Raw genomic sequence first — 18124 nt, forward strand, 5'->3', positions numbered from 1 at the left:
CAGCTTTTTATACATATGCAATATCCCAACAGAGATAGCTTTTTTTAGAAAAAGATGTTAATATATAATTCCATAATGATGATGTTCTAAAGGCAACCTCTACTGACGACTGGAGGTTGCTTTTTATTTTGTTAATAAGCTCGCTCACCTTTACAACGATTTTTTGCTCCTCTTGTTTAGCAACTGCTACTTTATCTAAGGCAATGGGCAGCATTTCCTCCTTACTCTCTTTCTGATGTTCTCTACATGTTCTAAAAGTTTAAATTGAGCCCATGCCCATTTAATTTTTCGTTTACACCGTTATTATAATGCTCATTTTCAGTAGATATTTCTGTAGCGCATAGAGTTATAAAAACTTTATTATATGTTGGTATTAGGCCTTTCCTGGACGTTTCAAGAGTTATAACGTTTTTTTTATCTGTAACTCTTCTGAACTTTGAAACGCTTGTATCGGTGTAAGATCTGTTACCTTTGTCATCTTTATGGAATATAAAACTCCCAATTTCAAAAGTTCTAGCGTACCATACTTAATTACTGTTTGTCTTTGAATACTTAATTGTAACGCCACCTCTTCAGGAGAATAAAAAGCTTAGAGATTTTCTTGTATTCCTTTTTTATAACGGCATTACAAGATGAGTTATAAAATTTTTTGTAACTGGAATTATAATATTCTTTAAACGCTAATGCTTTTCCTCATTCAAAAAAGGGTAGGTCCTAGCGGGAACTTCGAGCACAAAGAATATGAAATAAAATGATTAATCAATTTACTAATCACAGGTAATTAAGAGCAATTAACAAGCATCACCTATTTTACTAGCCTGTCCTGTAAAACAAAATAGAAGAAGCTAACCTATCCAAAATCATTCGGTTAAGTTTATGGGTCAGTTTTTCTACACCACAACTGAAGGAGCTTGGACATGGTTAGATATAAAAACAGCCGTTGAAATGATTAATTCCAACGGCTGTTTCTTCTGATAAAACTCATTATGATGTTAATTTCGTACTTTTACCAGAAAAACAATGAAGCTAATGCAAGACCTGTAATTGCTCCCAGTGCTACAGCATAAGGTGCTCCAAACCCATAAAAACCCCCACCATAAAAACCATAGCCAATACCATTTCTACGTCTCATAGGCTGGATATAAACATGACTTGGAGTTACCCTTGTAATACGTCCAAGATGTGTTCGACCATAACGATCATTAATTCTTACGGTACGTCCACGGTGTCGATGACAAAGGTGATAATAGTTTCCGCCGCTCATTATTAGAACCCCCTTTTTATCTGATATGATATGAAAAGGAAGTCCTAAATGTCTGGACGAGTGTCTTGAAAATTAGGAAATACAACGAAATATACGAAATCCTAATAAATTTTGATACTTTTTAGTTAATCTTTCATGATCATCAAGTAAATCATAAACATTTGAAGGGATTTCATCAGATAAATCAAACTCTGTTCCAAAATCAATATTTTGCTCTTCATCTTCCCCTTCCACTTCCACTTTATATTCACGCCTACTTACCACAGTGGAAAAGCCTGCCTTTTTCCAATATTCGACCCATTCCAATTCATTAGGGATGGATTGAAAATGATAAAATTCCGAAACTAAACGTTCATCCCGTTCTGTCATTTGTGGTTCTTTTACCGTTTCAATAGCTAAGATAATTCCTCCCTTTTTTAGCACCCGTTTACATTCCTTTAATGAAGAGGAAAGATTTGTAAAGGCAGCAACAGATTCTAACAGAATGATATCAAATGACTCGTTATCAAATGAGAGATCCTCTATATCTTCAATTGTAGCCTTGCAGGGTAATTTTAACTGTTCAAATCTTTTATTTGCCTTTTGTACCATAGTTGCATTTATATCACATGCTGTTATTTCACATCCATATCTGCAATATAGGTATGCGGATGTTTGTCCTGTACCACAACCTATATCTAATATGGAGGTATCGCTATTTATTTCCTCTTTTTCTAACAACTGTTTTGTTAAATGTAAACCGCCAGGATGGGCCCCACCAACCCCTAGTAAGGCAAGCATATCCATATACTTCATATGAATCACCTCTTATTTTTGTATGTAACAAGGTATGAGAAAAAAAGTAAAAGGTAATAACTTAATAAAATATTTTTTAGATGTATAGAAATTTAGATTTGCCTTACTTGTATAAATCCGCAATGAATTAGTAAGCATAATTCCCAAGTATCTTAATAAAGCTAGCCTTTTTAATTCAGTGGTTATCTTTATTTAAAACTATTATTTTAGGCGATCATTCTTACTCCTTGTACATATTATAAAATTAACATAACTAAAAGGAGATCTTTAATTTAATGTATAGAAGAACACGTCGACCTATAAACCCTTTTTTTCCACATCAATTTCAGCGTCCGAATACAAAACAAAATAACCTAAGTCTATTGTCCTATTTTCGTACATCAGATGGAAATTTAGATTTTGACAAGATTGCTGGTACTGCGCAGCAAGCGAAGGGATTGTTTAATCAGTTCAGCCCCTTCATTACAAAATTTCTAAAAAAATAACGTTATAATTCCTTAAGAAATGTTGTGAGGTCCTTATATTTTATTCCCCCCTCTATAAACCCCTGATATTACCCAATTTATAGTGGGGGATCATTATGTCGGATATAGCTTTAAAAAGGAACTGCCCTGCCTCAAGTCGTATTTCCCTTAATAGATAAGGATCATATGAGCTCAGAAACTTATAAAAGCTTAATATGTGGGACAAAGGCCTATTTTACAAGAGCGATAAACCATATAACCACTCAGACATATACTAAAAATGTGCTGTACCCTATCCACTAATTATTTTCATCTAATATAAAAAATACAAAAGGGTGTTTATTATATGTCTGAATGTGGCGGATATGGATTTGGCGGATGGTAATCATTGCAAAACAGAGCCCAAGTGAGTCCCAAAGGCTCTGTTTTTTGTCCTTATGACGATTGAATATGTAAGCAGACTGAGAGCGGAAAACAGTCTGCAATACTGAAGGGGTACATATAATGGGTCTTAGGATAATTCAGTGTATGTTAAATTATAGAAAATGTTTATATGAGTTTTATTTGTTTATATCAACCTTTTACTTTCTTTGTAGCATCACTTTTATCATGACATTAGGTAACTTAATTAAAAAGTTTTAAAAGCCATACCAAGATAAGTATGACCCCTAGATAAAGATGATTAATATGTACTGACGTGGACGCCGGTATCCACTACTTATATATGTAAATCTTACAAAGGGGTTAACGATTTAAGGCGGAAAACAAAGTTCGTAAGCCCTATAGTAAAATAAGGCCCACGAACTTTACAGGTCATTTATATTCTTAGTACCCCCCACCAAAACAAGAACAACCTACAATAACTAATAAAATAAAAAGTACCACTAATAAAGCGAAGCTGCCTCCAAAGTTACCCATACTTTCACCACCTACAATATTCTTTCTTTATTATATGTACAAGTTGCAAAATTGCTCGCCTAATGTTTTATAGGAATAAAATGCAAAATAAGCAACACATAAATTCATAATATTAATAAGATAGTATATAAGTTTTTATCCCACAAAACTTTATGTAAACTTTCTAAAATTAGCTTGTTTACATCCTTCACTTTTTACGAAAAAAACACCCTTTTCATCAGCCATGAAAGGGTGTTTTTTTAATAGCAACTATGATTTTAGTGCTCTTGGTTTAATTAAGCTATCCATCTCCAAAAATAAGTATAATAAAGTAAAAGAGCCACTACATAATATATTGACTCTTTTGTTTTTGTGAAGTGTGATTTAAGATAGTTGTGTATAATTTTGTACATCTTGACTTGCTACGATCATTGAGTTTGCAACCTTTATACACTTATTAAAGTTTCTTATCTTTCGAACATGTATCATTTATTAAAAATGCTCTTTGAACTTATGCTTAGTACTAGCACTTTTTTTAAATCTTTTTTACAGGAATTAGTGAACAAGTATAGAATAACTCAATTATCCTTCTCTATTTCATAAAACGATGGTACTGTAATGGAATAGATTGCACAAGCGCTTCTTTATTCGTCTTAGTTCCCAAAAAGACGAGCAAAGAAGCCTTTTTTATTTTCTCTCCCTTTTTCCTGGGCCGCTGCTGTTTCAAGTAAATGTTGTTGCTGTTGTTTTTGTGATGAGCGAATGTATTCCATCATTTCTTTATCACAGCTCTCTATGTGTTTTTTCATTTGCTCGGCTTGCTTATCAAAGCTGGCTTGCAACTGTTCGAGTTGCCTATTTGTTTGCTCGCTATCTGCTCGTCTTTTTTCCTCTAACTCCCTTAAATCATTTTTAGAATCACTTAAGGCATTCCTATGCTCTTCAATTTAATCATTTCTTTTTGTCAAATTTTAAAATTTTCAGTATGAATAAGGAAGAGCATAAGGGTTTTCTGATATCACATAGCTTTGTTTTCACCTCAAAAAAAGTAGTACTACGAAAATTCCCAGTCTGTTGACCTAAAGCGTATTAAAAAACTTACTGTAGAGCTGGTATCGATATGGATGTTGATATGCTGTACATCTATGTTGACCTACTGTCTACTCAGATTCCCCTCGATTTTTATGAGGTTCTAATGAGTTTTTGAAATATTTCTTAATGATAATTTGTAAAGTTTTGAGGGGAAGTCTTGGTATTTTTTTATAGAAGTCGATCGCTTCTCTCATCGAAGAAATGTTTAATTTTTGTAGAAGGCTGCGTCTCTGGTTCTTAATTGTGCTCTCTTCTTTGAACAAAACATCTTGCATTTCTATAATGGAATACCCATCAATTGAAAGAGCAAAAAAAGCTGGTGTATATTCAGCCGTTGGACTATTTCACTTAGTCTTAACGATCCTAGCTTAGATTAAAGATTACGGGTAGGAATTCGGATAAATAGAAAACCTGCTATCGCTTCTGATAATGATTTCTCAGGTGAGGACTAAATTTCACCAATGCAGTAAATGTTTCTATTATTCTTAAGTTAGTAACTGGAGATAGAGTCGATATCTTTGATCAAAGCAGTGTAGATGGTACGAACTTAACGGATACTAATGGTGTAATTAGTACACATTTTTAAGGTGCTAGATTCTCTTCTTCAACAATATAAATAAGGAGATTTAATTACTAATGGGGACAATCTATATAAAAAACACTTTAGACTGGTTTTATTTTTTTAAAGTGTTTTTTATTTACAAATAAGCACCGTATACATTTTTAGTTAACATAATGGATTTTATAGAAAAAAGATAAAAAATAGTACAAATTTTATATAAAACCAGCGCTTGTCCAAACCTTTTTCATTGTTTTGCATACCATAAATTGAGCATTGCATTAACCTCCTTCTCTTTCATTAGAGGACATTCCATTGCTATGGAGTTGAAGAAAAAACTATGCTGGGGAAGAAGTAGTTTTTTCTTCTTTCTATACATAAATTCCTGATAACGAAGAAAGCTACTCAAGATACCTTAGGGCATCAATAATCATTAAGTAGATTATGTATCAAAAAAATTATCTACTCTCATGATAGTTTTTTTATTTTACATTATATACGTTGTTCATTCCCAGTAAACTACCTTCTAAAAAATAAAAATACTATTAAAATAATGAAATAGTACAAGCCCTTACTTGAAATTTACATATAATAAATCAAATGTAAATTCATAATTTATATTTAATTTATTGCAATAAGGGGGGATACAAAAGATGATTAGGGACTTATTAAGAATCTTAGATCCTGGAACACCAGTTCCAACCTTAGTCGTAGGCGGTGCTACGCTTACTAATCTTGTATTTTCAAGCTTTAATGCTACAACTAATTTAGCTTCTTTTGCTACTAGAACAGGTACTGGGACAAATGCTAGAACAAATATTGTCACAGTAAATGCTAATGAGATTCAGGCTATAACAACGGCTTAACTAAATGCCCTATTTTAATTTGGAAACAAAAGCCGTTGTAATCAATAATTACAAGGGCTTTTTCTGTATTTAACCATGTCCAAACCTTTTTCATTTGGTTACATACCCTACTAGTACAAGTATCTTCTATGAAAGGATAAAATAAAAATGTTTCATAGTGTAAAACGAACTCTAATCATAATGAAATTGATTCTGCAAGATGTATTACAAATAAACTCCTTAGTACCTCCCTATTCCAGCACATTCACAAAAATAGCCTTTCCTGTACCTGAACCACCTGGCGTATCCGACTTACCACTCTTCATTTATTTTGATATTGATAACCGTTTTACCTTAGCCCAACAACAATGGATTCGTGATGCTATTAACGGTGTACTATTTCAATGGTTTCAACATCTAACTGAAAAATGGAATGGAGGCTCTAATAATGGGATCTCCCAATTGGCAAATTGCACTAATTTATACGCCATCAGAAATTTACGACCAACTTGGTATCTAGGGTTACCCATTCATAATGGATTAGCCGCTACTAATATCGCCATGGATCAATTTACTCGACTCATCCGTGACAATGGATTTGGACTGGCTCCCCAGGCAAAAATTTTTTCAAATATTTCATTCCCTGCAAATTCTTCCACCATCTTTGCTTTAACTACTTTAGCACAAAGTCAAGTTCCCCTATCTCTTATCGTTAACCCAGCACAGCTTGATAGTTCAGGTTTGAATATTAAGTTTCTCACTGGATCTATGTTTCATGCCTGGCTCCACCGCGCCGGTTTCTATCATCCTAAAAAAAGTGGCCATTTTATTATCGAATGTCCAATGTGTATTATGAGAGGATTTCAAATTAAAGAAACTATCACTCCTGATAGTTTCTATATTCAATTCCTTGATTAAATTTAAGCTGTGTATGATATACAATCTTAGTTAACATAATAAACATATCTAAAGTAAATTATTTTGAAATCTTCTTCATATAGAATTCATATGCTAATGGACAAGTACACAAGCACTTTCTTGACTAAGGAATAGTATATTATGAGAAAAAAAGGAGTGACTAAAGTGAGTAAATACCATAAAAAAAACATGAACACAAAAACAACTGTCAGTCCATCCTACAAAAAGCCTTTGAAAAACTGTTAAAAGACATTTTCTAAGATGATCAAAAAAACACATCGTTGTGGATGTCATAACAAAGATTGAAATTATTATGAAGAACCTTCTGGATTGGACAAGTGATAAATAATCGATTTACGGACTCGCTTTTAAATTAATTTTTCACCCTAAATGTTACCCATAATTTGAGCAAACTATCCAAAAGCTCGTTAAATATCAGGTCATATAACCCAGTATAACAAGAGGAAAAGCTACTGTTTAGGCCAGTAGCTTTTTTTCTTCTAAACTCTTTCTGTATTCTACCACCAGTATCTGTTATGAAAGGAGAATAAACACAAGAATGAACGATGAAAAATTCAACTTTAACATAAGAACTCAGTTTAAATTTACAACAAATGATCGTACTTTAGGCTATATTTTAAATAGTATTGCTCAAAAAGGAATCAATATTAATGACTACTCTCAAACAAAAATTAATGTAAATGAAAATCTTATTAGACTTGTAGTTGGAGGTACTAGAGCAGAAATAATTGATGTTCTTCGTTTTGTAAGAAATATATTCAGAATGCTTGACATTAAGTTTAGTGAGAAAGACATTATTCAAATTGAAAGTATTGCATCTAATGATACTCGTCAAATTAATACTTTGTTTGGATCCTTGTAACATAAGTCAAATGTATTATATGAATGAATAAACTATAGATGATGCCGTGAGGCATCTACGAAAATCCTTACAGCAATAGAGCAGAAAAAAACGCTGATTAGCCTAGCCCCAGCGGTTTTTCTTGTTTTCATACTCTATACCATATACAATGATTTATTTTAATATAAATACAGCTATAGGAAGCCCTAAGACCAATGTTAAACTTAGTGTTGTTTAAAGGGAACACTCCCATAATACTGCATCTACTACAGCATCGTATCTATTCTGTTGTTGCAATTTTAAAGGAGATTTCCTCTGCTGCCTCTAAAGCTCTTCTTTTAGCAGTTTCTTTATAATATGATGACGCTAAAATGTAACCATAACGATGCCCCATTGATGTAGGTGGCTGTAAAATTGCTCCTTTTTTAGGCTTTATATAAACCTCTTCTATGCCTAGGTAGTTAGAACTGCGTTCTTTTCCCGTAACTTGAATTAGTTTTCCTTTAGACTCAACTGTTAAATAATGGGCGTATACATATTTATAATCCTTTTTAGTCAAGGAAGGTTCGTGTCCCATCATTAATTGCATAGTCTCTTGTACTAAGTTAATTCCATGTCCGATTTCAATCATACGATTCATAGCTCCACCCGATATTCTTGGATTTATCTCAATTAATTTCCAACCTTCAGTTGCTTTACGAAGCTCCAAATGACACGCTCCATTTTTCATCCCAAAGGCCTGTATAATGGAACTAACAGCATTAAAAAGACTATGAGATAAGCTACTATTGAATTTCCCTAACAAAGAATAACCAGTGACGATAAAACGCTCAAAAAGGGTAATTTCTTGTTCAATTACCGCAATAACATGAACCCTTTCATTATGAACTAACACCTCAACTAAGTACTGAGGGCCATCTACGTATTCCTCGAGTAAGATTTCCTCGTTAGGTAGCTTTTTTAAAAGGGTATGCATAGATGATATTAACTCACTCTTATCCTTCGCTAACAATACATCCTTTGATCCTGTTGATTTAGGGGACTTAACAATAAGGGGAAAATTTATCTCTTTAGTTTTAAGAAATGAAGATAATGATTCTGTTGGTTTATAAATTAAATAATTAAGTGAAATGGGTAATTCCTTTAGCACATTACGAGTCAATATCTTATCTTCCATATGATAGATTGCATCAGTGGATATATCACTCTGACAGAATTCCTCTGACAGACGTGCAGCCACATAAACAAAAGGGTCAATGAAACTAAAAATTCCTTTTATATTTTTTCTTGTTTTTTTTAATTTTTCGATTATCGTGACTAAATTATCATAATCATTTATATCAGTAAAGATCATCTCATGCACATCTGGAAATTCACTTCGATCTTTAAGAAATTTTTTTCTACAAGTTAACAAAACCGTAAAGAAATTAAGATTATTTGCTGCCTTAATTGCTTCCCGACTCGATCCTGATTTATTTGTTTCAATAAAGACAATAGTATCCATAAATATCCCTCATCCTATCCGATCAAAAATGTTCTCTCACTCTATGATATAAAAAAAGACAACCAAGGTTCGTCCAAATGTAAATAATATACTAATTTGATGAATATACCTAAACAAGTAAGAGTAGAAGAAAGGATGATTGCTATGGCATCAATCGGCATGCTTCATCATCGTAAGGACCCAATAAATGTTAGAAAAGCTTATGCTTTCGCTGCAGTAGCAAAAGTCGAAGGTATAGATTTTTTTTATTTCACTCCAGGGAAAGTTAATTTGGAAAAACGTACTATTTTAGGTAAAACATACGAAAAAGGAAAATGGATAGAGAAAAGATATCCTTATCCTGATGTTATTTATAATGCCAGCCCCCCTATAAGTGATAAAGCAGCAGATATAGTAGATGAATTAAGGAATATAATTCCATTTACCAGTCACTCCGTTGGGGATAAATTAACTGTTTATAACAAAGTGAATAAGGCTAAAAAATTTAATCAGTACCTTATTCCTACTTCAGAATTAACTAATTATAGAGTATTGCTAAATATGGCGGAAAACTACACAAAAATAATTGTAAAACCCTTATCCGGGCATCAAGGGGCTGGTATTTTCTATATAGAAAAGATAGGTGACAGTTATAAAGTTAGTAAAGATGAACAGGACTCCATATTTAGTGAAAATCAACTAGCAAAGTTTATCGATAGTCATATAAAACAGGACACTTACTTAGTACAAAAATTTATAACATGTAAGACAAAATTAGGGAATGTATATGATTTTAGATTACATGTACAAAAAGGCGGAAACGGCAATTGGTTAATTACGTCTATATATCCAAGGATAGGTAAAATGGGTAGTATAGCTTCAAACCTAGGCAACGGTGGCTATACTTGTATTCCGGATATCTTTTTAAAACAGGAATTTGGAGATAACTACTATAATGTCCAAAAGCATCTTGAACAATTTGCTTTAAGTTTTTCTAACCATTTTGAATCTCTATACCAGGATATACTATTTGACGAGTTAGGAATTGATGTAGGACTCGATGAAAAAGGAAGACTTTGGATTTTTGAGGTGAATTGGAGACCAGGCCCTCCTGTCATTATGAATGTTGAATTGGATGTAGTAAGGAATACTCTTCAATATGCCCAATATCTAGCCGATAAAAATAAAAAATATTAGCTGAAATTTATTTATATAGAAATATAAGCATTATTAATTAATATAGGACTTCAATTCAATAAATAATTTTTAATGATGTGAAAACACATGCCTCTGCATGGGGATAGTTTTTTTATTTTACTCTATAGATTTTATCTAGCCATACCAAGTCGAGTAAGTTAGGGGCAACATTGCCCCTGCCTCCCATAGCAAGTTTTTTTATCGTCTCCTCATCCTACCGTGTTGGTAGATAAAACGTACGCCCATACTCCAAATAGAGGTACACATAACAGCATCTTTCTTTCATCAGAGAATAGCCACAACCTTATGTACCTATAAGGGACCAGCAAGAGGTCAGCTTCATTTCAGATCTATCATGGGTTTGTCCATAAGGAAAATAGTATTCATGCAGTTTTATGCTTTTCTGTTCACTTTCCATATACCGGTGTTCACTTTCTCTTGTATTCTTTATACCCTGTCACGTCATTTGATTGTACAGTCTCCCTACTCATATAATAAGGGGGTTACTGAGTTCATCATCCTATAGATACAATCAGCTTAAGTAGATTCTTTACCCCAGGCAAGATACATGACGTATGACAGGAGTATTATGTATCTACCTTCTCTCTTGCCAATACGTAAACAAATCTGTGTCCTGTCCTGAGCTCGCATTTACGAAGCTTACAAACCTTCACTGTCATTCATCTTACTTATCTTCCCTAACAGTGCTCCAGACCGTGTATCGATTCTCTATTTCGGCGCTTTCTCATGTAACCCTCAAATCCGTTACCAAGCCAACGTTTTTTGACATGAATATTTTTTGCGTCTAAACTAGTGGCTTTTGCCCTAATATATAGTAGCAACTGCTTGTCGTACCTTAATTTTTGTTGCCTAAAATTATAAAAGAAGGAACATTCGCTTATAGAATGCTCCTTCTTTCTTAAATTTATTATAAAGTTCTTTAAAGAGCTTTATCCAATACATTTTTGAAACTCTTCTAAATTAAGCTGTTCCAGTTACCCTGCTGATACTAATAGCATCTAAACTGGTTGTATTAATATTATCCGAGCTATCTGTCCAAATTAGAAATCCATCTTGTACATGAATAAAAGTACCATTTCCATCAATTTGGTTTCCAAAAGAAAAAATTTGAATCCGATCTCCTCTTCTTAAACCATTAAAATCGAAATCATTTGAAGATGCTCCTTCTAAAGGCGTAATGTTATCACTTGAGTTAACATTGCCTTCAAAGGTATGGCCATTAGACATGAAATCACCTCCTAAAAAAGATAAGGAATAATATATACTATGAAAAAAATTAAGTTTAGTACAAGCCAAAAGCTTATTTATAGTTATGAAAATGACCCATTTAATCCTGTTCGCTTTTCTTGGATACCATAAAATATGCAGTACAAACGCCCCTCCAATCTTAGGGTATGGAATTTAAATTTCAATCTATGAAAAACCATTTAAATCTGAAAATATTATAAATATATTCTGTCTTGTCCAATCAATTTAGAATGCTCCCCTATATAATATAAAAAAGCATAGGAGTGATTAGTATGAATTTACAAACTCTGCGAGGCTCTTATAATTTAGTAGCAGGCTTAGGGAGTTGGTGTGGTCCAGCACTTTATTCTGAACGTCATAATTTAAGAAGGCATTCATTCCCACTTGATTGGGTTCAAACCCCTTTTCTTTCTGATGTAAATAAATTACTAAAAAATAAATTTCAAGGTTTTATGGAATTAGAAAATGTGATTGAAAAAGATATATTAGCTAATTATATAGACGACAATGGATATCCTATTTTTAAATTTGGAACTCATGAATCAGTAAGAGCTCATTATATTACAGATACCCAATATAACATCGACTCTGTTCATGACTTCCCAATAATCCCGAACCAAGAATGGTTTCTACAATATCCTTCCTATAAAGTAAGATTAAATCATCGCATCCAAACATTCCTTAATCAAATTGCACAAAGTCAACGCACCTTGTTTATACGACACGAATGGATGCCAACAAATTATCAAGATATAGTCATACTAAAATCTATATTAGCTGAAATGACTAATGGTAACTTTAATATTCTGTTAATAGAAACCGTTGATGATGACTTACAGGGCGTGAAGGATATGAATTTTGGAACAGCTGAAGATGGTATTTGTTGGGTTCAGGTTTCTCGCGAAAATGGTACTAATCCTTCCATTTGGAATATTCTATTAGAAGGAATAACTTTAATAGATTAAACTTTTATAAAGTATAATAATTTAGACAGGAATTCGTCCCACAAATCATAGTGAGCTTAATTTCATTTTTAAGTACCTAATGTGTATCATAAGAGGATTTCAACTCAAGTTACCATAATGGTCTTTCTAGGTAGTCATAAAAACCATATATGATTAGTAAAGTAAACCCTACGTAAGACTCACCGCCCTATAGATTCTTAAATCTAAGGGGTTTCACCTTATAACCACATGTTCTTTTTAATTTCTTTGAAAATAAAAGAGTACAACTAAAGAATAAGCCAGTAGACCTGGTATAGAAGGAAAAGGTGTATTTCAATATGTATTGTGTATAAGAGGATTTGAAGGTAAACAAAAATTAAAACCAGCTCCTCCCTATATTCATAGTACTCCACCTTAGGACTTGGGAGGAAATCATGCATTGACAAGTACAACAGCTGCCTAAATGAAGTACCTAACTTTTTGGTTTCAGTTCATTTTGGTATGCTGATGTATTTTTTTGCAGCTCTTTTATAATCTTTAACAAAAAAGAACCCTTGTTCACCAAGACAAGGATTCTCAGGAAGAATAGATTTTTTGACTAAACAATTTTTATACATCCCTGATATAACGGATTTTTCCCAGGATCCAGGTGGAAGGAAGATGTATAAAAAGTCTGTCCTTTATATATATGCTGCGTTCTAGTCTAAAGCAATCTCCTTTACAAAAACTTATTAATGTTTACATCATATAAATATCTCCATTTAATAAAGGTCAAGCATACAAGCAAAAAAAAGAAAGCATGACTCTTGTTGTATTCAGCTTTGTTCTTGTTCATTCTCATATCCAAAGTCCCCACCTAAGTCTTGCCCTGCTTACGGTAACTTTTTCAATAATACTATTCTGGTAACGGTACTAACTGGAACTGCATTTCCTTTTAATATGGAAGGACCGATTGCTGGAGGAGTCTCCCTGTTAAATCCCACCACTATCTTTATTGAAAATGGAGGAGATTATAGAGTGAATTTTGTAATAACCGATAACACAGTTGTTTTTGGTCCAAACCCAGGTGCATTTCCTCACCTTCCTACTGTTGCATTATTCCACTCGAACAAGCTAACTTTGGACTTGAAATTACTCAAGCAGAAGGCCGAGGTTGCAAACCAATTGTTGGAGATACTATTCTATCTATTCTAGACAACTCGATACTTGAATTAAGAAATATAACTATACAAGGTCCCGTTACAACGATAATCACCTGTGATAGTGTTGGAAACAACGTTCAATTAAGCCTTTTTAAACTAAGTTAAGCAAGCCCCCTAATTCTTCTATCTCTTAGAAAGCAATCCCGCCTAGCCGAGGTTGCTTTTTTACATACTCAAATCATGCTAAGTAAAAAGAGATAGAGGGGTATCTTCCGGATTTATTGAAGTAAAATTGTGTCGTAGGGAGATACAAGATGCACACATTAGGAACGGAGACCAACTATGGATATCAAGCAGAATACAGCAAATGCTCAAGAAATGACCAGACGGCTAAACACAACTTCCAGCAATATTAGAAAATGGTGTATCAAATTAGAAAAGCATGGTTATAAGTTTGATTAATAACAGATAGAAACGTTACTATTCTATTATTCAATACATTTAAAGTATGCTATTTAAGAAGAAAACTTCCTTTAGATATAGCTGCACTGACTATTACAAAGAGATTTAATAGAAACTGTTCCGCATTAGTCACACATTAGGAACGCCTAAAAGTTGATCCGCCTTTGGGCGGCCATATAATCCCAGGATTTAATGTTCTCTAATAAAAAACTAACATATTTTCCATAGAAAAAAGAGCTTAGGGTAGTCTACAATTAAGCTCTTTTTCAGTTCCTGACTCTACAAGCTACTGGACTCTTACTGGCGTAGTCTGTAGGGTGGCTATATTATTTTGGATTGTTAAGTTTAGGTCATAATAGCCTCTATCAACAGACTTACATGCATAATCACCTGAACATCCTGTCACATATAATGGCGTATTAGAAAAGTTAGGGTTAATAGGAACTGAGTTTGAAAAAAGTTTATGTGCATGATGAGTAAAAATAGCCAAGATTCTATTTCTCACATTGGCAGGTATTGCATTGAAAAACATATCTGTTTCTCCCTGTGTCATAAGATGGTCGTCATGTATTTCATTAGTTATTCCAGGAACTCTCAACGGCCAATGGAAATCGATAATATAATAATAATTAGGATCTAAACTTCGTAGTAGATTTAAGCTATCCTGGCTCCATCTTCGATTAGCGTTATCTAGCCAGAGATGCCGTACCAGTCCCTGCGTTCCTGGAATACCGACATATCCAGTTAAATAGGGATTGATATACCTTCTAAATAAATCTGTAGTAGAATCCTCCCAGTTTCCTATAGATGATCTATAGGGGATATTTGTTCCTAAAACATTATTTATTATACTTGCAAATTGTTGGTAACGTCTTGTAGCTTCTGCTGTTGAAACTCCTCCAGCATGTACATCATCTCCCCCAAAAATAACATACCTTTTGTTACCACTATTCACCACGTTCTGTAAAAGATTATTAAACATACTTTGGCTATTTACAAATCCTACATGGCTATCACCCACAACAGCCAAATTGACGGTAAGAGCCGATGGAAGTCCCGGTCGATTTTGGGGATTAAAGCAATAATTGTCCACGTGACTTTTATTTTTCTTAACTATTTTTATCACCCTTTCTTTATGACTTACTTCATATCTTATTCAATAAATGAAAGGCTGCTTGTACACTTAAAAAATGTTCTTTTATCATTTTCTTTCCCCTTTATTTTTGAACCAATGTGTCTTAAAAGGGACCCGCACAATTCCTATGGGAGGCAGGGGCATCACTGCTCCTAACTTACCCTCCTTAATTGGATATAGTATACAACTAAAAAACAGAAAAACCCCTTGTGCAGTCGGGGTTTTTTCTGCGCTAAACCTAATTAAGCAAAGTGATAGATACCTCAGGGCACCTTGTGTAGTTTACTCAAGATCAAAAGTTTATTCTCTTCTTTTAGTATCCATTTGTAATCACCTAATAGGACTAAAAATAATATTAACTCTGTAATTGATGCTTATTGTAATTTCAGCACCCATAAGTAAAGTATCTCCTCAGCTCAGGAAGCAGTCTAATTATTTCATATTATCTTCGAAATTAATTTTTTTCACTTTTTTATCTTTATTTTTTTTGCCACATTTTCTAACAACCACACCATCTTGATTGGCATTTTGTCCACCTGTTTGGGCAATCTGACCACCTTGATTAGCGTTTTGTCCTCCATTACCACTAATTTGTCCTCCAGTTTCGGCATGGTTGTAAATGTTGATATTAATACAAACTTTCCCTTTTTTGCATTTTTTTGTTTTTTGTTTATTATTTAACTGTTTACTATATTCACCATCGTATTTTTTTATTGTAATCACCTTCTTTTTTATTTATCTTTATAATTTATTCATTGATAGCAAAGGTGATTGTATGCTTGTCTTATTGAATTAGACTATTTTTTAACAGTACTTAAAGAAAATTAATTTTAAAATATTGATATCTAGAATAATAATTATGTTAACTCTTTACCTACTTACAAACTCCTAGGATTCTATACTAAGCAAGAAGATAAGAAGCAAAATTATGCTTCTAAAAAATTAAAAAATAAAGGATTAACGGAATTTTGCCGAACCTCCCGTCTACGTTCAGCACTAAATAAACCTCTTAATGTCCCAAAAAAGTAGGCTTCAAAGACAGTTTTTATTCGTTTTCTTTTGTAAGCGAAAAGAGTTTCCCTAAAACCTTGCACAGCAATAGAAACTAAGTCTTCTATAGGCTTTTCTAAGCCACTAATTTTATAAGCTAGCAGGACTTTTCCCCATAAGCTATAAATATCATCTGCATTCCCAAAGAATGGAGCTACTGCTTGTTTGAACGGTTTCGGAATAAAAGATGGTACATAATCCTGTGAAAGTTTAATACTTGTATCTTCTTTACGTATGTATTTATTTAAATCTTTTAAAGATAAATTATAGGTAGAAGAATTTTTAGAGAGCTCTTTCTTACTCTCACAAGGGATTACGTCTTTTTCTGCTTTAACATCTGTTTCAACATTCTTAGCCAAATTGAGTTGTAAATAGTTCACCCAATATTTGAAATAAGGATGATTTACAAACAGATGTACAGGACTGCCTTTTCCATTATTACGAGGACAACGTCGATAAACTGTAACAATTTGTCCTTGCTTTCGAAGCTCACTTAGGTGACGATCAATTGTTCCTTTTGACTTTTCGTATGTTTTACCTAAATATGTATTACCAGGAAAGCAAAATCCTTTCTCCGCAGCAAACCAACAAAGCCGGTCTAAAGCTTTTCTAGTTCCTTCGTGGAGACGATAAAATTTTTCTCCATAAAGGTTAATAATTTCCTTAAGTAATTTTCGTTTCAATGATTGATGTTGAGAACGGTTTTCTATGAAACTCTGATAACTTTTCATATAATCAAATTCTTTTGCCGTAAGCATCCGCGTAGTAGACATCAGTCTATCCTCTCCTTTTCAGGAACAAAAAAAGACATCGCATCCCATAAAATAGGAAAACGATGTCGGATTTTTTGACAGACTACGCCCTTGAAATAAATCTAATTATCCTATAAAATAAAGGCGTAATTAAATTTATGTATTAAGACTTCGACAGGTGTTTTCCCTAGGCCTTTTAGGGTTAACGGTGTAAGGGTGTTGGCGCACCACTTGCACACGTTGGAGTCTTTTTATATTCCGGACTGTTTTGTTGACTCTATTATAACGTCTATTAATCTTGTAATTCAATAAAAATTCACCAAGTCCTCAGTAAAATAATATAACCTCCCTTCACTTATGATTAAAATCACTTCAATTGGATACGCTGTTAAAGTAACTACTCTTAGATTAAGATTTTCTCTCTAAACAATAATAATCTTAAAATATAAAACACACTACGGTTGTTTTCCTGTTTTATATATTGTTTTATATATTTGTTTTATTGTTTTATTGTTTTAGGCCCTCTGTAGATCCTTATATTACAGCATTTATAAGCATAAACTATCACTAATTTTGCGCGAACTATCACTAATTTTGCGCGAACTATCACTAATTTTGCGTAAAACTATCACTAATTTTGCGTAAAACTATCACTAATTTTGCGCGAACTATCACTAATTTTGCGTATTTATCCCTATACGTTTATAAATATCACCAATTTTGCGTGATAAATGCAGATCCGGCTTAAGTATCACCAATTTTGCGTGATAAATGTAGACATGCTTTAAGTATCACCAATTTTGCGCACCAAAATTAAGATATAAGGTAATAAACTGAGGTTGAGTTATGTTTTTAGGGTTAAAATTCCTCCTGAACTATCACTAATTTTGCGTGATATTTAAATTGAAAGGACAGGCTGCTCTTAAACATGCAATTTACACAGTATCACTTTTATGATATTTTAGTGATAGTTTAGAAAAATATGGGGGATTTT

Annotated in this window: 16 protein-coding genes; 6 read left to right on the top strand and 10 right to left on the bottom strand. The window is 33.1% G+C overall.

Annotated elements, in window-relative coordinates:
• Positions 1 to 7 precede the first annotated feature (7 nt).
• The 3 genes from Q5794_RS29045 to Q5794_RS29055 all read right to left on the bottom strand — a co-directional run bounded on the left by Q5794_RS29045 (position 8) and on the right by Q5794_RS29055 (position 2059).
• Positions 8 to 214: a hypothetical protein gene (locus tag Q5794_RS29045; protein WP_074684405.1), complete on the bottom strand. Its 207-nt coding sequence runs from the start codon at positions 212 to 214 to the stop codon at positions 8 to 10.
• A gap of 792 nt (positions 215 to 1006) precedes the next feature.
• Positions 1007 to 1264 (bottom strand): hypothetical protein, encoded by a 258-nt coding sequence (locus Q5794_RS29050; protein WP_214988565.1) that lies wholly within the window; start codon positions 1262 to 1264, stop codon positions 1007 to 1009.
• Between the two features lie 72 nt (positions 1265 to 1336).
• Entirely contained in the window at positions 1337 to 2059 is a 723-nt protein-coding gene (locus Q5794_RS29055) for a class I SAM-dependent methyltransferase (RefSeq protein ID WP_374989423.1), read from the bottom strand.
• Between the two features lie 275 nt (positions 2060 to 2334).
• Here Q5794_RS29055 and Q5794_RS29060 point away from each other — a divergent pair, with 275 nt between their 5' ends.
• Positions 2335 to 2544 (top strand): YppG family protein, encoded by a 210-nt coding sequence (locus tag Q5794_RS29060; RefSeq protein WP_214988568.1) that lies wholly within the window; start codon positions 2335 to 2337, stop codon positions 2542 to 2544.
• A gap of 804 nt (positions 2545 to 3348) precedes the next feature.
• Here Q5794_RS29060 and Q5794_RS29065 read toward each other — a convergent pair.
• Both Q5794_RS29065 and Q5794_RS29070 read right to left on the bottom strand, forming a co-directional pair.
• On the bottom strand, positions 3349 to 3441 hold the full coding sequence (locus tag Q5794_RS29065; RefSeq protein WP_074684410.1) for a YjcZ family sporulation protein: 93 nt from the start codon (positions 3439 to 3441) through the stop codon (positions 3349 to 3351).
• Between the two features lie 632 nt (positions 3442 to 4073).
• Positions 4074 to 4229 (bottom strand): hypothetical protein, encoded by a 156-nt coding sequence (locus Q5794_RS29070; protein ID WP_374989424.1) that lies wholly within the window; start codon positions 4227 to 4229, stop codon positions 4074 to 4076.
• 1495 nt (positions 4230 to 5724) lie between these two features.
• Between Q5794_RS29070 and Q5794_RS29075 the strand changes: the two genes are divergently transcribed.
• The 3 genes from Q5794_RS29075 to Q5794_RS29085 all read left to right on the top strand — a co-directional run bounded on the left by Q5794_RS29075 (position 5725) and on the right by Q5794_RS29085 (position 7717).
• A complete protein-coding gene (locus Q5794_RS29075) occupies positions 5725 to 5937 on the top strand; it encodes a hypothetical protein (protein WP_271995927.1) in 213 nt (70 codons plus the stop codon).
• 147 nt (positions 5938 to 6084) lie between these two features.
• Positions 6085 to 6834: a hypothetical protein gene (locus tag Q5794_RS29080; protein WP_047933830.1), complete on the top strand. Its 750-nt coding sequence runs from the start codon at positions 6085 to 6087 to the stop codon at positions 6832 to 6834.
• 559 nt (positions 6835 to 7393) lie between these two features.
• Positions 7394 to 7717: a hypothetical protein gene (locus tag Q5794_RS29085; RefSeq protein WP_374989425.1), complete on the top strand. Its 324-nt coding sequence runs from the start codon at positions 7394 to 7396 to the stop codon at positions 7715 to 7717.
• A 259-nt stretch (positions 7718 to 7976) separates the two neighbouring features.
• Here Q5794_RS29085 and Q5794_RS29090 read toward each other — a convergent pair whose 3' ends face one another.
• Complete coding sequence (locus tag Q5794_RS29090) at positions 7977 to 9200, bottom strand: ATP-grasp domain-containing protein (protein ID WP_374989426.1); 1224 nt, start codon at positions 9198 to 9200, stop codon at positions 7977 to 7979.
• Between the two features lie 144 nt (positions 9201 to 9344).
• Between Q5794_RS29090 and Q5794_RS29095 the strand changes: the two genes are divergently transcribed.
• Positions 9345 to 10376: a YheC/YheD family protein gene (locus Q5794_RS29095; protein ID WP_374989427.1), complete on the top strand. Its 1032-nt coding sequence runs from the start codon at positions 9345 to 9347 to the stop codon at positions 10374 to 10376.
• 981 nt (positions 10377 to 11357) lie between these two features.
• Here the strand turns inward: Q5794_RS29095 and Q5794_RS29100 are convergent.
• A complete protein-coding gene (locus Q5794_RS29100) occupies positions 11358 to 11624 on the bottom strand; it encodes a hypothetical protein (protein ID WP_225519293.1) in 267 nt (88 codons plus the stop codon).
• A 293-nt stretch (positions 11625 to 11917) separates the two neighbouring features.
• Here Q5794_RS29100 and Q5794_RS29105 point away from each other — a divergent pair, with 293 nt between their 5' ends.
• Complete coding sequence (locus Q5794_RS29105) at positions 11918 to 12610, top strand: DUF1796 family putative cysteine peptidase (protein WP_214986410.1); 693 nt, start codon at positions 11918 to 11920, stop codon at positions 12608 to 12610.
• Positions 12611 to 14479: 1869 nt separating this feature from the next.
• Here the strand turns inward: Q5794_RS29105 and Q5794_RS29110 are convergent.
• The 3 genes from Q5794_RS29110 to Q5794_RS29120 all read right to left on the bottom strand — a co-directional run bounded on the left by Q5794_RS29110 (position 14480) and on the right by Q5794_RS29120 (position 17109).
• On the bottom strand, positions 14480 to 15319 hold the full coding sequence (locus Q5794_RS29110) for a hypothetical protein (protein WP_374989428.1): 840 nt from the start codon (positions 15317 to 15319) through the stop codon (positions 14480 to 14482).
• A gap of 441 nt (positions 15320 to 15760) precedes the next feature.
• Positions 15761 to 16051: a hypothetical protein gene (locus tag Q5794_RS29115; RefSeq protein WP_374989429.1), complete on the bottom strand. Its 291-nt coding sequence runs from the start codon at positions 16049 to 16051 to the stop codon at positions 15761 to 15763.
• A 203-nt stretch (positions 16052 to 16254) separates the two neighbouring features.
• Positions 16255 to 17109, bottom strand: coding sequence for a transcriptional regulator (locus tag Q5794_RS29120; RefSeq protein WP_374989430.1), 855 nt, complete (start codon positions 17107 to 17109; stop codon positions 16255 to 16257).
• Positions 17110 to 18124 lie beyond the last annotated feature (1015 nt).

The sequence above is a fragment of the Priestia megaterium genome, assembly GCF_041941685.1.
In the GTDB taxonomy this organism is placed as follows: domain Bacteria; phylum Bacillota; class Bacilli; order Bacillales; family Bacillaceae_H; genus Priestia; species Priestia megaterium_C.

Excerpts from the sequence above, each read along its gene's own strand:
- Q5794_RS29045 (WP_074684405.1), bottom strand. The coding sequence starts at position 214 with ATGCTGCCCATTGCCTTAGATAAAGTAGCAGTTGCTAAACAAGAGGAG.
- Q5794_RS29050 (WP_214988565.1), bottom strand. The coding sequence starts at position 1,264 with ATGAGCGGCGGAAACTATTATCACCTTTGTCATCGACACCGTGGACGT.
- Q5794_RS29055 (WP_374989423.1), bottom strand. The coding sequence starts at position 2,059 with ATGAAGTATATGGATATGCTTGCCTTACTAGGGGTTGGTGGGGCCCAT.
- Q5794_RS29060 (WP_214988568.1), top strand. The coding sequence starts at position 2,335 with ATGTATAGAAGAACACGTCGACCTATAAACCCTTTTTTTCCACATCAA.
- Q5794_RS29065 (WP_074684410.1), bottom strand. The coding sequence starts at position 3,441 with ATGGGTAACTTTGGAGGCAGCTTCGCTTTATTAGTGGTACTTTTTATT.
- Q5794_RS29070 (WP_374989424.1), bottom strand. The coding sequence starts at position 4,229 with ATGAAAAAACACATAGAGAGCTGTGATAAAGAAATGATGGAATACATT.
- Q5794_RS29075 (WP_271995927.1), top strand. The coding sequence starts at position 5,725 with ATGATTAGGGACTTATTAAGAATCTTAGATCCTGGAACACCAGTTCCA.
- Q5794_RS29080 (WP_047933830.1), top strand. The coding sequence starts at position 6,085 with ATGTTTCATAGTGTAAAACGAACTCTAATCATAATGAAATTGATTCTG.
- Q5794_RS29085 (WP_374989425.1), top strand. The coding sequence starts at position 7,394 with ATGAACGATGAAAAATTCAACTTTAACATAAGAACTCAGTTTAAATTT.
- Q5794_RS29090 (WP_374989426.1), bottom strand. The coding sequence starts at position 9,200 with ATGGATACTATTGTCTTTATTGAAACAAATAAATCAGGATCGAGTCGG.
- Q5794_RS29095 (WP_374989427.1), top strand. The coding sequence starts at position 9,345 with ATGGCATCAATCGGCATGCTTCATCATCGTAAGGACCCAATAAATGTT.
- Q5794_RS29100 (WP_225519293.1), bottom strand. The coding sequence starts at position 11,624 with ATGTCTAATGGCCATACCTTTGAAGGCAATGTTAACTCAAGTGATAAC.
- Q5794_RS29105 (WP_214986410.1), top strand. The coding sequence starts at position 11,918 with ATGAATTTACAAACTCTGCGAGGCTCTTATAATTTAGTAGCAGGCTTA.
- Q5794_RS29120 (WP_374989430.1), bottom strand. The coding sequence starts at position 17,109 with ATGAAAAGTTATCAGAGTTTCATAGAAAACCGTTCTCAACATCAATCA.